Here is a 13,968-nt window from a genome sequence, read left to right as displayed (position 1 = left end):
GAGCGGAGCGAGGGGTCTTCCATGCGCCGCAGTGAAGATTCCTCACTGCGTTCGGAATGACATGGATGGCGTTGGCACCCGCTGCGCTTGCCGTGTCACCCCGAGCGGAGCGAGGGGTCTTCCATGCGCCGCAGTGAAGATTCCTCACTGCGTTCGGAATGACATTGATGGCGTTGGCACCCCCGCTGCGCTTGCCGTGTCACCCCGCTGCGCTCGCCGTGTCACCCCGAGCGCAGCGAGGGGTCTTCCATGCGCCGCAGTGAAGATTCCTCACTGCGTTCGGAATGACATTGATGGCGTTGGCACCCCCGCTGCGCCCGCCGTGTCACTCCGCTGCGCTTGCCGTGTCACCCCGCTGCGCTCGCCGTGGCACCCCGCTGCGCTCGCCGTGGCACCCCGAGCGGAGCGAGGGGTCTTCCATGCGCATCAGCGAAGATTCCTCACTGCGTTCGGAATGACATTGATGGCGTTGGCCCCCCTTGGTGCGGGCCCTGAACCAGCAACCCATCCCCATGCCGCGACGCTTGTGCCCCGAACCCTGGCCAACGACACCGCCATACCATCCGGAAAGAAACGAACGTCATGTCGCTCCCTCGGCCCGTGAATAAAAAACCTACCCCCAAAAGCTACACCCGCCCCCGCCCCCGTACGGGCACCCCTGGCGGGTGCCCTCACCGGTGCCCCTCCTCATCGCTGCACCACTGGCACATAGACCCGCTTTGTCGCGTCAATGCGTTGCACGTCGCCGTCGCTGAGTGCCCCGGTTCCAAGGCCTACTTCGAAGGTCAGATCTTGCATTGAGGGCGCTTTGACGCCGATGGTGCCGTCGTTGCTGGTGATGCCACTGGCTACGTCGGTGGTGATAAAGAGGTAGTTGCTGCTGCTTTCGGCTAGCGGTTGCCAGCGAAAGGAGGCGAAACTGTGCCGCCCAGGAAAGGGCACGTTGTTGATGCGGCCCAGCGATGGCCCGCAAATAGCGTGTTGTCTCGGTTGGCATGGTGCTCCAGGTCGCACCGTCGTAGTGGAGAATCCGCCCGCTCGCGCCAACCGCATAGACATTGTCGCTGGCGGTGCCCCAGATTGCATACAGGCCCGAGGTCGTCCCGCTCGTCATCTGCGTCCAGGTGGCACCGTCGTAGTGGATGATGCGCCCGGTCAGACCAACGACAAAGACATCGTCAGGCCCGGTGCCCCAGACCAGGAAACTCCGCCGCCGGGCGTGGTGCAGGTAGGCGTGGCGGGCGACCCAGAGCATGCGCGCTTCATGGGTTCACCTCCTGGGTGGGCTTTTCGCCCGCAGCCACGCGCACGAAGATGTTATCGAGGGTAGGCAGGGCCACCGCGAACTGCGCAACACGATAGCTGGGCTGGTGGGTCGACATGATCACCGTGCGCCCTGCGGCGACCAGCTCGCGCAGGACATCTTTGATCAGGCGCGTATTGACCGGATCGAGCGCCGCGGGCGAAGCGCTTCGCGACCCGGTCAACGATCAACGGATCCATGGTCACCCCTCGCTAACGCAAACAACGCCTCCAGCGAACTGCTCCACTGTGCGCAACTGCGTCAGAAACGTATCCACCAGCTCATTGAACGCCGCTGGCTGTTCCAGATTGGCAAAATGACCCGCCCCAGCCAGCGGGGCGACTTGGGCCTGCACCGCAGCATCCAGGGCTGTCAGCGTCGAGGTCAGGTTCTTATTGATCTCCTGATCGTGCTCGCCCTGAATGAGCAGGAGCGGGATCGTCGCTTGCCGCAGTACGTTGGTATAGTCATAGTTTGCAATATGCTGCGGAATCAAGCTTAGCGCTGCTTTACTTGCCTGACGATACAAGCGTTCGAGTTGCGGCCCCACTGCGGGGTCACGGGAGCCGGTTTTGCCCACTAAGCGGGCCAACCCGTTCACCCCGAGCAGCCAGACCGAGCCAACCAGCCCCCAGTACACGAAGCGGGAACGGTGTAATTCGGCGGTGGTGCCGAAGGTAGTTAATGAGTGCAGTTGCGGCGTACCGTGTTGCAGCAACGCATAGCCAACCAGCCCGCCGAGCGAATTGCCCACAACATGGAGCGCAGCGATACCCAGATGCTCAAGCAGCGCAACGACATCCTGAGCCAGCACCGACGTGGTATAGCCCGCAGCCGTCGCCGGATTGGGATTGCTAGTGCCGCCATGCCCGCGGAGTGAAAGGAGCAACACGCGATACCGTTCGCCAAAGTAGGTCGCCTGAGGTAAGAATTGGCGCAGATTGGAGCCTAAGCCATGGATGAAGCAGAGCACCGGCGCATCGGCAGGCCCGTGGAGTACATACTCCATCGTTATGCCTGTAGCGAGCCGCGTTGTTTCAATGTTGGCGTTGATGATCGTGTTCGTGAAGGTAGCCATCTGGTATTTCCCTCCTTTGCCAGTTCGCAGCGGTACGGTCACTCCGAGTATAGCAGAACCGCACGCCTGGCGTACCCGACAGACGACCGAACGCGTGCTGGTTCTGGAGATGGAGGAGGCGCTATCCGCTCGGGCAAGGGCAATCTGTCCCACCCCTTGCTGCTACCGGGAGGCCATGGGCTGCGTTGGCATGCGCACCTTGGTGCGCAGCACACGAATATGCAGCAAGCTGAGCCAACGCCAGAGTGTCGGACTGAAACGGGCAAGCCACCACATGAAGTGCAGCGAGCCTGGAAGCACGATGTTCGCCCGATATCGACGCAGATACCGACCAGAGTTGCCATCAGGCTCGCTGCGACGCACGATGACGGGCCTGCTCGCGCTCCAGCAGCGCCACCGCAGGTCCCACCCCATCCTCGGCTCGGATCTGCACGCCGAGTGCCGCTGCCCGCTCGCGCATCCCCTGGTCGCTCACCGCTACCCTTATGGCTGCTGCGAGCCGTTCGGCGGTGAATCTGTGCTGCGGGATGGGCGGCGGGCCAAGGCCGCGCTCGGCCACAACGCGTCCCCAGAAGGGTTGGTCGGCGACGTAGGGGCAAATTATCGTTGGCCTGCCGGCTCGCAACCCTGCCGCAGTAGTCCCAGAGCCCCCGTGGTGTACCACCGCCGCCGTCTGCGGGAACAGCCAGTCGTGCGGGGCCTCGTCTAGGGCGAATACCGTCTCGGGCAGGGTGGCTGGGACAAGCCCGCCCCAGCCGCGCGCCAGCACGCCGCGCTGCCCTGCTAGTTTCAGCGCCTCCAGCACGATGACGGCGCGACGCAGGCCGCCATAGCCACCCATGCTACCGAAACCGACGTAGACCGGCGGCGGGCCGGCCTCAAGGAACGTGGCCAGCGGCGCCGGGGGCACCCAGGGCGTGGTGGGCTCGAGGAACCAGGTGCCAGTGACATGGACATGCGGCGGGAAGTCGGCGGGAACCGGCAGCAGGTGTGGGCTGTAGGGGTACAGAACCGGGATCGGATGGCCCGCACGGGTCACCAGGAGATTCGCGAAGCTTCGCAGGGGCGGCAAGCCGAGGGTAGCGGTGCGGAAACGGTTGGTCATGCCGCGATACATCGCGCTGGTCAGTCCCATCAGCCGAAAGCTCGCCCAGTTTGCCCAGCCGCCCAGCCGCAACCAGGCCAGGAAGGGGTTGGGGAAGGCGCGGGTGGGGGTGTAGAAGGGGAGCGGTAACGCCATCGCCAGCGAGATGCCCAACTTCTCGGCAAGGTGGTAGCTACCCAGCATTTTCGGGTGGTAGACCAGCAGGTCGGGCGCGAAGGATTGTGCCGCCTGCCACTCTTCCTCCAGCATCGCCCGCATTGCCGGAAATATCTGGGGGAGCGCCCCGTACGCCTCCGCGCCGCCCCGCAGCAAGGCCTGGGTTAGATCGAGCAGGGTGTTGCTCATCGGGGCATAGGTAAGCCCGAGCGCCTCGATTGTCGGGCGGTAGCTGGCCGAGGTGCAGACCGCCACGGTATGCCCGGCCGTATGCAGACCCTGGCCGAGGGCCAGGAACGGCTGCACGTCGCCGTGGGTGCCGAAGGTGCTGATCATGATCTTCATAATGATTTCATCTGTTGCCGCCGGGCCAGTAAGGCTAATTGGCATTGAGTTTGTCGCATGGTCACCCTGAGCGCAGCGAAGGGTCTTCCGCAATAAAGCACGCCTGGTGCAAAATTAGGCGCACGTACTGCGGCAGCCAGGTAAACCAGAGATTGCTCGCATGGAGCAGGAGGACGATCAGGAAGAGGAGGTTAACCTGCTTGATGGTTGGTCTCATGCCAGCCGCTCTTCCTGCAGGACAAGGTAACGACCCAGGAAGGCGAAGCCGAGCAACACCACCCCCGTCACCCAGCCACCCAGACTGAAGATCGGCGGCCCATAGAGCCCGAGCCCGGCTCCTGCTAACACCAGCACGACGGCCAGCGCGCCGAACATGCGCATGCCGTAGAGCGTGATGAAGGGCAGGTAGTGAACGCCGATCACGATCATCGCCGCCGGGAAGAACCAGTGCATTTGGGAGAGCGTGGCCGCGCCAACGAGCAGGAAGCTCGGCGGCACGGTGAACGCGGTCTGCGCGCCGAGCGCCCAGAGCCCATTCGTCGGACTCACCTTCCCCGGACGGCCCAGCAGCCGGACGACCAGTTGGGTCAACGGGAAGAGGCCCATGCTCCCGAAGAAGAGCGCCGCCATACCGTAGGTTGGGGCGACCCACGCCCCCAGGGCGGCGGCGATCAGCCAGATCAGCCCGGCGACGAACTGGCCGCCGAAGCCGCCCAGGAAGGCCGAGCGCATTTCGCGCTGGGCTGCGTCAATGGTCATGCCAGCGGGTGCAGGCGGTGTGGATCTCTGGCCACCAGACCCAGGCGGGGTCAGGGGTGATCAGCAGCACGCTCCAGGTGAGTGCCGCAACCGCCAGTCCGCCTGCCAGATACGCCCGCCCAAGGGCCGGGATGGCACGCTCGTGACGCCACCCTGGTGTCGTCGGTGTGGTCGAGCCGGTCAGTGGGAACCAGACCCCAACGCCAAGCGCCAACAATCCCGCCAGTCCCAGCCCATTGGGCCAGGGAGCGTGACTCACTTGCTGACGCTGGGTGGCAGCAACGAGCCAGATGGCGGCTTCACGCACGCCTAGCAGCAGGGTTGCTGTCAGTGCCAGGCCAAACATCAGAGTCAACGGATCCGCCGTCGCCCGCGGATCGCGCCAGGCCACCAGTCCCAGGAGCAGCACGTTGAGGATCAGAGTCACGAGCAGCCGCGACCAGAGCGAAGGTGTCGTGACCGGTAGAGCCTGCTCATCGCGCACCCACAGCTGCATCCCGGGGTCGAAGCCGTGCCCAGCCGCATGCCAACGTAGTGGCAGATGCCAACCCCAGCGGTGCATCTGGATCCGCATTGGGAGAAGTTCGTAGCCGCCGCGACGGTGGAGTTGCTGAGAAGCAGTATTGACAGCATCAATGCGCGCGAAGGTCTCGCGACAGCCAACCTGGGCAAAATACTGACTAGCAGCATCGCGCAGGGCGCCGCCGATCCCCGGCAAGTGCGCCTCCGGATCGGCGCAGATATAGACGACCGTGCCGGTACGTCCCCGTGGTGCGTCACAATCAGGGCGTGGGCTCACATCCAGCACAACCCCACCGACAACCCGTTCGTCGGCGTCGACCGCGACGAATACATCATGGTTGTGGGTCGAAAAGGTCATGCGATCAAACAGGGGAAAGGCTCGGTTGACGACCTGGCGCAGCGGTTCGGCGTCATCAGCCCGCATGAGGCGCACTGTAACGGTACCGCCCTCACTCCGGGACTGAACGGCAACAGCAGAGGCTTGGTGCATCGATCCTCCTGTGGCAAACGCCTAAGATCTATTCTTTGAACCGCCTGTTCAATCTGCAGAGCATCGAGAATCTGCATCAGGTTCGTAACCTAGCTACGCTTGTTGCCGCTGCGATGGAGCGAGCACATGCGCGAGCGTGCATTGATCAAGGAGCGTCAGCGCGTGGAACGCCAAGCAACAGAGCCGTCAGTCCCAGCATCCAAGCACCTTGTTGGCCTCGTCGCACCATGGCGCTGCCCCTTGTTTGCCAATGTCGGGTCGTAGAACGTTATGAGGGCGGGGGAGATCACGCCGGGCGTGGCCGGAACATGTGCCAGACCGTTAGCGGGCCTCCCTGATTGACTTGCAGCATGGTATACCCGCAACGCTGATAGATCTGCGTATTCTGCTCATCGCCAGTGTACAAATAGATCCCGGACGCGTTATGGTCGTGATCGCAGTGGGCATGGATGTGTTCCAGCAGCCGCCGCCCAATGCCTTGGCCCTGAACATCCAGGGCCACCGCTAACAGATCCAGCGTGTAGGCGGCAGGGGGCAGCGTGGCGGGTGGTTGCAGTGCCGGTCTGATCCGCCAGGCTTGCCGCCAGCGAAGATCGCCCAGGATCGGTAGCAGACGAGGCGCCCGCCGCACCACCGCCCAGAGCAGCGTGAACCATGGCACCGACCGTGCCGTGGGCGGCTTCACGACCGCGACGCCGACGAGGCGCTCCCCCTGATTCGCGGCGAGAAGTTGGTGGCCACTGGCCTGATTGAGCCACAGGCGCAACGCCCCTGCTTCAGCGAAGCGTTGTTGGCGTGCCGGGGTGGATAGATTATGCGTATGGCGGGTAAAACCTTCGTGACGAAAACTTGCGGCGATCAACGCCGCCGCGCAAGTCAGACTATCGGCGGGCAGGTTTTGCACGTGGATGGTCTGGCGTCGCGTTGCAGGATAAACCATGGCGATCTCCTCTCCTTACAACTCTAGCCGCTGCATCTGCCAGATGGCGACGCCGACGAAGATCAGGCTCCAGAGGGCCGTGCTGACCAGCATGGTCGCAGCGATGGGTGGCAGGGCTACTCCCAGCATCGGCAGCACCGACAGCTCGCCCAGCTTCCAGGGCGTAAACTGCACGAGCGCCGCGACCGGCACGAGCGGACCACCCAGCAGCGAGCCGAGTGTGATGCCCAGCAGCGGCCCGCGCGTGCGCAGGATTACGCCGAGCAGCAGGCTCAAGGTGAGGTAGAAGAGCAGGTGCAGTGCGACGATGCCCCCGGAGGCGAGGAAGGCGCCCAGGCTGAGCGCCTCGGCGTCGAAGACCCAGAAGATCGCGAAGCCAACCACCCCTGGAATGAGCAGCATGCTCACCGCCATGCCCAGCATGTTCGGCAGCAGTTTGGCCAGCACGTAGGCGCTGCGGGCGATTGGTTTGGAGAGTAGCCATTCGGCGATGCCGGTGCTCTTCTCTTCAATGATCGCATCCTGCAGCAGGATGATAGCCCCAATCGCCGGGGCGATTACGCCCAGCCCAAAGAAGATCTGTGCGCCAAACTCGAAGGCCTCGGCGGGCGTGATCGCGACGCCATCGCTGGCGGCGACCTGCGGCAGCACGAAGAGAGTCAGAGCCAACAGCCCATTCAGCAACAGCGTCCAGAGCAGCGCCTGCACCCACCAGCGTTTCCCACCCCACCAGCGTCGCTGCTCACGCCGCAGCAATGGTCCGAGCCCACGCCACCAACCCGCCCCCGTAATGGCCTGAAGTTGCGCCTCAGCGCGCATGGCTCGATCCTTCCACCAGCTGCATAAAGATCGTTTCCAGCTCCACGGTCGTGCGCCCGTAGCTGTGCACGGTGACCTGGGCATCCTGGGCCAGCAGGCGGAATAGTTCGCGCTCAGCGCTGGCCTCGTCGTCCACGGCAATCTGCCACTCGGTCGTCCCATTCTGGTGACTCACGCTGATTTGCGCAATCCAGGGCACCTGGCTGAGGCGCTGCGTGAGCGCTGTGCTGTCGCCGGAGAGCGTGACCGTAAAGCAGGGCTGCCCGCCGTGCAGCAAGGCCGTGATCGGCCCCTGGCGAACCAGGCGCCCCTGGTGCATAATCACGACCGTATCGCTGACCTGCTGCACATCATCAAGAATATGGGTCGAGTAGAAGATCGTCGTCTGGCTGCGCAGGCGCTCCATGATCGTCAGCACATCGCGTCGCCCGAGCGGGTCGAGCGCGGCGGCAGGCTCGTCGAGGATCAGCAGGTCGGGCGCATTCAGCTGAGCCTGCGCGATGCCCAGACGCTGACGTTCGCCGCCCGAGAAACCGCCCACCGCACGGTCGGCTTTCGCTTCCAGGCCAACGAGGTGCAGCAACTCCTTGATCCGCGCTTCGATCAGGTGGGACGGCCCGTGGTAGAAGAAGCTCGCCGTGAAGCGCAGCGTCTCGCGGGCGGTCAGTTCGGGATAGAAGGCGGGCTGCTGCGGGAGGTAGCCCACCCGCGTGCGAATGGCCAGACTGTCGCGCACGATGTCGTGACCGAAGATCGTGCCCGTCCCGGCACTGGGCCGCATGAGGCCGAGCAGCAGCTTGATCGTCGTCGTCTTGCCCGCGCCATTCGGCCCCAGAAAGCCGCAGATCGCGTGGCGCGGCACGCACAGGTGCAGATCCTCGAGCGCTGCCGTCGCGCCGTAGCGCTTGCTCAGCCCCGTCGTTGCAATCACCGGCGGTGTGGCCATGGGTCGCTTCCTCGTAGGTATGCCGTTCCTCTCCCTACGATAGCCCATCCCAGGCCAGGCCACATCGGGCAGTGGTGCGATCACCGCCTGGTCATCCGGGCAGGTTCCCCTCGGGTTGGTGGCGGAAGGGCTAAGGTGGACCCATTTGTCAAGACACAACATTTGGCCGTTTTCCGTGCGGGTGCCTTCCTTCACCCTCAGAAAGCCTTGACACGAGCGTCTTGATTCGGCACCAGGGCCAAGCTGCGCCAGAGCCAAATTCTTGGGTCCATTATACAGGCTGGCCCAGACCTGGGTTCCCGCGTGCGCGGGAACGACATCGACGCGCCCGGTGGTAGCAAGGTTGACCTACCTGGGTTCCCGCGTGCGCGGGAACGACATGGGGGGCCGTCCTACCGGTCATGCCCGCGGCATCCCCATGGCATGCTGCCTGATGCAGCCCGCACCGTAGCGGGGCGGGCCACGCCGTGGTTGGCACAGGCTGGCCCAGACCTGGGTTCCCGCGGGCGCGGGAACGACCGCGACGCGCACGGTGGTAGCCAGGTTGACGTACCTGGGTTCCCGCGTGCGCGGGAACGACCGCGACGCGCACGGTGGTAGCCAGGTTGACGTACCTGGGTTCCCGCGTGCGCGGGAACGACATGGGGGCTGGCCCACCGGTCATGCGCGCGGCATCCCCATGGCATGCCCGCGCAGGCGGGCATCCAGCGGGCCATGGCGGTGAAACCCTTTGGCGGAGGTGCATCTTTGGAATGCGTCCGAGAAGGCCGTGTATAATCGCTGTCACATAATGACCAGTCTCGAGAAGGAGCAATCATGGAAGCCATCTGGGAGTGGGGTAGCGCGCTGGTTTTAGCCCTCCAGCCGGACAGTGGTGGACTCGCGTTGTTCTGGCGGGCTTTGAGTGTTCTTGGTGATGAGGTCTTTTTTCTGTTGTTGATGCCATTGCTCTTCTGGTGTATCAACCCGATCTTGAGCATTCGCGTGGGCATGGTATTGTTGCTCAATACCACGGTCAACACGGCCTTCAAACTGGCTCTGGCGGGGCCGCGGCCCTTCTGGTACAGTGCGGAGGTACGGGCGCTGACTGCTGAGGGTTCGTTTGGCATTCCTTCGGGCCATGCGCAGAATACGGTTGGGGTGTGGGGGGCGCTCGCTACCGGCATTGCTCGCCCCTGGGCCTGGGCCGGGGTGGGGGTGTTGGCGATCCTGGTCGGCCTCTCGCGGATGGCGCTGGGGGTGCATTTTCCGAGCGATGTGCTGTTGGGTTGGCTGCTGGGAGGGTTGACGCTGGCGGCGTTTATGGCTTGGAGCGAGCCGATCTGGCAGCGGGTGAAGGATCAAGCCTTGAACGTGAAGCTCGCGCTGACCTTCCTGGCTTCGCTGGTGCTGGTCGCCGTCCCAACCCTGGTGCTGGCGCTGTTGGGTGAGCGCGATCTGCCTGCGATCTGGCTTGAGAATGCGGCCATGGCCCTACCCAACGATCCGATCCATCCCTGGTCACTCGAAACAGCGGTGACCGTCGGCGGTACCTGGTTTGGCTTTACCGCCGGGGCCTTGCTGCTCTGGACGCAGGGAGGACTGGACGTGCGCGGACCCTGGTGGCAGCGGGGGCTCCGCTTTGTGCTGGGGATCATTGTCGTGATCGTGCTCTGGGCGGGCCTGGGCGCGCTCTTCCCTCGTGATGAGACCTTTGTGGCAGGGATGCTGCGTTATGTGCGCTATACCCTGATCGGCTTCTGGATCGCTTTTGGTGCCCCCCTGCTCTTTCGGCGCCTAGGCCTGGTGGCGTAGCAAGCGGTTGTGTGCGGTCAGACCGTCTTCTCGATCACCAGCAGCAGTTGTCCTTCCTGGACGATGTCGTTCAGCTTGACGCAGATCTCGGCGATGCGGCCATCGAAGGGGGCGAGGATGGCATTCTCCATCTTCATCGCCTCGAGGTTCGCTACCTCTTCGCCTTTGCGGATGATATCGCCGACCTGGATCGGGCCGCGCTTGGGGTTGCCGATCCGCCACACGCTGCCGTTGATCGGGGCACCGATGTCGCCGGTGGCTTTGGCGCGCCGGATCTCAACTTTCTTGGCGCGGGGCGTTGCGACGGGGTAGACGCGGGTGACATTGTTGACCTTCATCACGACGTGGATCACGCCTTCGTGTTCGGCACCCACCGACACAAGCTCAATGCAGCAAGGTTTGCCGTCGAGTTCGAAGTTGACCTTCTGGCCGGTGCGTAGCAGCCCGTTGCGCCAGACATCGGTCGGCAGCACCAGGGGGGCCACACCGTACTTTTCACGGAACTCGATGAAGCTGAGGGCGTCTTTCGGGTGCATCAGGTAGAGGATGAACTCCTCTTCGGTCGGCGTGCGCCCAATGGCCTCGGCCAGGCTCTGGCGGATCTTGGCGAGGTTATCGTCCGTGAGTGTTTCGAGGGGGGAGAGATCGGTTCGCTCCTTGATCTTCGTCTGCCACTCGTCGCCAAAGGCGCTCTGGTAGACCCAGTCGGCCGGCCAGCCAACGGGCAACCGCCCGTAGCTCCCGATCAACAGGTTCTTGAAGTCGCCGGGTGCGTTGCGGAAGAGTTGCAGCAACTCGTCGCGTTCGGCCTCACTCATCGCCGCGAGGTTTTGCTCCTGCTCCTCGACGAATGTGCTGAGCAAGGTGATGAGCCGCGTGACCCCGGCTTCGCCCTGCTCTTTTGCGTAGCGGTTGACGATCCCGCTGCAGGTGACCCAGGTGATCTGCGAGCCGGGAGTGACGTCGAAATAGGACACGATCTGGTTGTAGAGGCCCATCACACGCAGGACTGCCGGCATCAGGTGCAGAAAGCCGCCCTTCTCGGCCTGCTCGAACGAACTGGGGAAGGCTCCGCCGGGCATGCGGTGCTTGGTCACGCCGTGGTCGTAGCCCTTGAAGGGCGACTCGGCCCACTCGTAGTGCCCGATCCACTCGCGCACCTTCTGATTGGCCTGTTCAGCGACTGGCCGGTTGAGGTGGACATGGATGCCACCCTCCTCGAAGTAGGCCTGCACCCCGAGGATCGGCGGATGGCCATAGAAGCGCACCAGTGCGTCTTCCTGGACATCGACGATCTTGGCCCCGGCCTGAGCGGCAGCGAAGAGCGCGGGGAGGGCCAACCCGTCGGTGACGTGGCGGTGGTAGTGGATCAACAACTCGGGGTAGTGCTGCTTGATGGTCGTCACCAATTGCCCGATCCGCGCCGGGTTGCCGACGCCGGCCATGTCCTTGATGCAGAGCATGATCTCGTCAACGCCGCCGCAGAGGGCGACGATCTCGCGCACGACACCCAGGTAATACGCGTCGGTGGCCCAGTCGGCGACCGTGAACGAGATCGCTGGCTCGAACAGACGCCCACGCTTCATGACCGTCTCGGCGACGGTGCGCATGTTGCGCACATCGTTGAGGAAGGAGAAGCAACGCCAGACATCAATATCCACGTGCGAGACGGCATACTCGATCACATTCTTTGGGTAGGGCCGGTAGCCCCACATATTCGTCTCGCGAATCAGGGTCTGGAGCAAGACATTCGGCATCAATTGCCGCAGCAGCCGGGTCTCCTCGAAGGGACTCTCGCGGCGGTTCATGATCCCGACGTGCCAACGCGCCCCGCCATGGGTCTCGGCACTAAAGAGGCCCATCGTATTGAACAGCGGGGCCAGCGCCTTCAGGTCGAAGATCCGGTGGCGATTCTTGAAGTCCGACTGCCCCGCGTCGCGCATGCTCACCGAGGTGAGGCAGACGCCATCAAGGTTGCGCACGGCCTGAACAAGCTCGCGTGCCGTCATCCCCGGACGAACGAAGGTGTACTCCCCCTGGGCACCAGTGGGCTGGGTTGTCTTGCTCATCTCCATAGTTCTCCTCACATCCAACTCTGCGCACCAAGGGCGGAGATCTCGGCCACGTACTGAGCGACCCGGAGCATCTCATCCTCGCTGGTGCGCTCGGAGAAGCCCGAGACGAGCTCCGGCAGATGCTGCTCGATAAACTTGGTCGAGAAATCACCCGACACAAACTTGGGGTGCCTGATGATGCTCAGCAGCAGCGGGGCGAGGGTCTTGACCCCTTCAATGCGCAGATCGCCGGTGAGGGCGCGATCCATCACGCGCAACGCATCGGCCCGGTCGGCCCCCGAGGCCATCAGGAGCATGAAGAGCGAGTCGTAGTACGGCGGGATATCCTCACCCTCGGTGGTACCGAGCAGCACGCGCACATTGGGGCCCAGGGGCGTGCGCAGGCGGGTAATCTTGCCGAACGACGGGCCGAAGGTTTTGGGATCCTCGGCGTTGAGGCGCACCTCGAGCGCCCAGCGGTTTGGGACGACGTCGAGTTGTTTAATCGGCAGCGGCTTGCCCTCAGCGACATCGAGCATAATGCTGACGATATCCAGGCCAGTGATCAACTCGGTAATGCCGTGCTCGACCTGCAGACGAGTGTTGACCTCAAGGAAGTAGAAGCTCTGGGTTGCAGGCTCGAAGATGAACTCGACCGTGCCCGCCGAGGTGTAGCCGATGCGGCGCATCAGGCGCGCCGCCGTGACACAGATCTCTTGGCGAAGGTCATTCTCGAGGGTCGAGGGCGCCTCCTCAATAATCTTCTGATTGCGCCGCTGGAGCGTACACTCGCGCTCGAAGAGATGCACCACGTGGCGGTACTCATCGGCCACGATCTGCACCTCAATATGGCGGCCATGCTCGATATACTTCTCGACGAGCACAGCATCGTCGCCAAAGGACTTCTTGGCCTCGGAGCGAGCCTGGACGAGGGCTTGAGCGATCTGTTCCGGCTGATCCACCCTGACCATACCCTTGCCGCCGCCGCCCGAGACCGCCTTGATAATGATCGGAAACGCGATCTCTTGATCGCGCATCCAGGTGCTGATTTGCTCAGCGCTGGTCACATGCTCGATCCCCGGCACCGTCGGCACATTCGAGCGTCTGGCGATCTCCTTGGCCCGAATCTTATCGCCCATCAGCCGGATCACCTCGGGGGAAGGGCCGATCCAGATCAGACCAGCATCGATCACCTGCTGAGCAAAGTCGGCATTCTCAGCGAGGAAGCCCCAACCGGGGTGGATGGCGTTCGAGCCGCTGCACAGCGCGGCCTCAATGATCCGGTCGGCATTGAGGTACGACACAATGGGCGGCGCATCGCCAATGTGGATGGCAGTGTCAGCCATGAAGACGTGGTAAGCGAGGCGATCAGGTGTGCTGTACACCGCAGTCGTGGGAATCTTGCGATCACGGCATGTGTGCATAATCCTCACCGCCGGGACGCCACGATTGGCTACCAACACTTTGCGGATAGTACGTTGCATAACGATAACTTTCTTCTGTCGCCTGAACTGCCGATAAAAAATTCGTGATAAGTATAGCAGAGCTACGCTGGATGTCAAGGTCGGGGTCTGCCGCGTCAGGGCTGATGCAAAGTCAGAGCCAGCAGCGGCAACCGACACCATGTGAACACCTTTGCGGTAGGATGAAGATGGAA

Annotated in this window: 13 protein-coding genes; 1 reads left to right on the top strand and 12 read right to left on the bottom strand. The window is 63.4% G+C overall.

Translation table 11 applies throughout. The features are described from left to right. Positions 1 to 727: 727 nt before the first annotated feature. The 10 genes from A9Q02_RS01595 to A9Q02_RS01550 form a co-directional block, all read right to left on the bottom strand. Complete coding sequence (locus A9Q02_RS01595; RefSeq protein WP_097650625.1) at positions 728 to 1,255, bottom strand: WD40/YVTN/BNR-like repeat-containing protein; 528 nt, start codon at positions 1,253 to 1,255, stop codon at positions 728 to 730. A 7-nt stretch (positions 1,256 to 1,262) separates the two neighbouring features. Continuing rightward, complete coding sequence (locus tag A9Q02_RS01590) at positions 1,263 to 1,487, bottom strand: ATP-binding cassette domain-containing protein (RefSeq protein WP_097650624.1); 225 nt, start codon at positions 1,485 to 1,487, stop codon at positions 1,263 to 1,265. An 18-nt stretch (positions 1,488 to 1,505) separates the two neighbouring features. Next, the gene (locus A9Q02_RS01585; RefSeq protein ID WP_097650623.1) at positions 1,506 to 2,381 is read right to left on the bottom strand and encodes an alpha/beta fold hydrolase; all 876 of its coding nucleotides are present in this window, start codon (positions 2,379 to 2,381) and stop codon (positions 1,506 to 1,508) included. A 343-nt stretch (positions 2,382 to 2,724) separates the two neighbouring features. After that, positions 2,725 to 4,080 (bottom strand): glycosyltransferase, encoded by a 1,356-nt coding sequence (locus tag A9Q02_RS01575; protein WP_216361425.1) that lies wholly within the window; start codon positions 4,078 to 4,080, stop codon positions 2,725 to 2,727. After that, on the bottom strand, positions 4,049 to 4,204 hold the full coding sequence (locus tag A9Q02_RS24040) for a hypothetical protein (RefSeq protein ID WP_172450504.1): 156 nt from the start codon (positions 4,202 to 4,204) through the stop codon (positions 4,049 to 4,051). The genes A9Q02_RS01575 and A9Q02_RS24040 overlap by 32 nt, the downstream gene beginning before the upstream one ends. Then, positions 4,201 to 4,746: a DUF7010 family protein gene (locus A9Q02_RS01570; protein WP_097650620.1), complete on the bottom strand. Its 546-nt coding sequence runs from the start codon at positions 4,744 to 4,746 to the stop codon at positions 4,201 to 4,203. Before A9Q02_RS01570 ends, A9Q02_RS24040 begins: the two co-directional genes overlap by 4 nt. After that, a complete protein-coding gene (locus tag A9Q02_RS01565; RefSeq protein WP_097650619.1) occupies positions 4,736 to 5,758 on the bottom strand; it encodes a GNAT family N-acetyltransferase in 1,023 nt (340 codons plus the stop codon). The genes A9Q02_RS01570 and A9Q02_RS01565 overlap by 11 nt, the downstream gene beginning before the upstream one ends. A gap of 286 nt (positions 5,759 to 6,044) precedes the next feature. Next, entirely contained in the window at positions 6,045 to 6,698 is a 654-nt protein-coding gene (locus A9Q02_RS01560; RefSeq protein ID WP_097650618.1) for a GNAT family N-acetyltransferase, read from the bottom strand. Between the two features lie 15 nt (positions 6,699 to 6,713). Further along, positions 6,714 to 7,517 carry an ABC transporter permease subunit gene (locus A9Q02_RS01555; RefSeq protein WP_097650617.1) on the bottom strand — a complete coding sequence of 268 codons (804 nt, stop codon included), beginning with the start codon at positions 7,515 to 7,517 and terminating at the stop codon, positions 6,714 to 6,716. Continuing rightward, positions 7,507 to 8,463 carry an ABC transporter ATP-binding protein gene (locus A9Q02_RS01550; protein ID WP_097650616.1) on the bottom strand — a complete coding sequence of 319 codons (957 nt, stop codon included), beginning with the start codon at positions 8,461 to 8,463 and terminating at the stop codon, positions 7,507 to 7,509. Before A9Q02_RS01550 ends, A9Q02_RS01555 begins: the two co-directional genes overlap by 11 nt. A gap of 816 nt (positions 8,464 to 9,279) precedes the next feature. On the opposite strand from A9Q02_RS01550, the gene A9Q02_RS25020 reads away from it, so the two are divergent. Continuing rightward, a complete protein-coding gene (locus A9Q02_RS25020) occupies positions 9,280 to 10,257 on the top strand; it encodes a phosphatase PAP2 family protein (protein ID WP_097650615.1) in 978 nt (325 codons plus the stop codon). Positions 10,258 to 10,274: 17 nt separating this feature from the next. On the opposite strand, the gene A9Q02_RS01540 is transcribed toward A9Q02_RS25020, so the two are convergent. Beyond that, positions 10,275 to 12,326: a biotin/lipoyl-containing protein gene (locus tag A9Q02_RS01540; protein WP_172450501.1), complete on the bottom strand. Its 2,052-nt coding sequence runs from the start codon at positions 12,324 to 12,326 to the stop codon at positions 10,275 to 10,277. Between the two features lie 14 nt (positions 12,327 to 12,340). Then, positions 12,341 to 13,795: an acetyl-CoA carboxylase biotin carboxylase subunit gene (locus tag A9Q02_RS01535; protein WP_097650613.1), complete on the bottom strand. Its 1,455-nt coding sequence runs from the start codon at positions 13,793 to 13,795 to the stop codon at positions 12,341 to 12,343. Positions 13,796 to 13,968 lie beyond the last annotated feature (173 nt).

The sequence above is a fragment of the Candidatus Chloroploca asiatica genome (genome assembly GCF_002532075.1).
Taxonomy (GTDB): Bacteria; Chloroflexota; Chloroflexia; order Chloroflexales; family Chloroflexaceae; genus Chloroploca; species Chloroploca asiatica.
The sequence above is the reverse complement of the archived record's forward strand: the minus strand, read 5'-3'. Positions and strand labels throughout refer to the sequence as shown.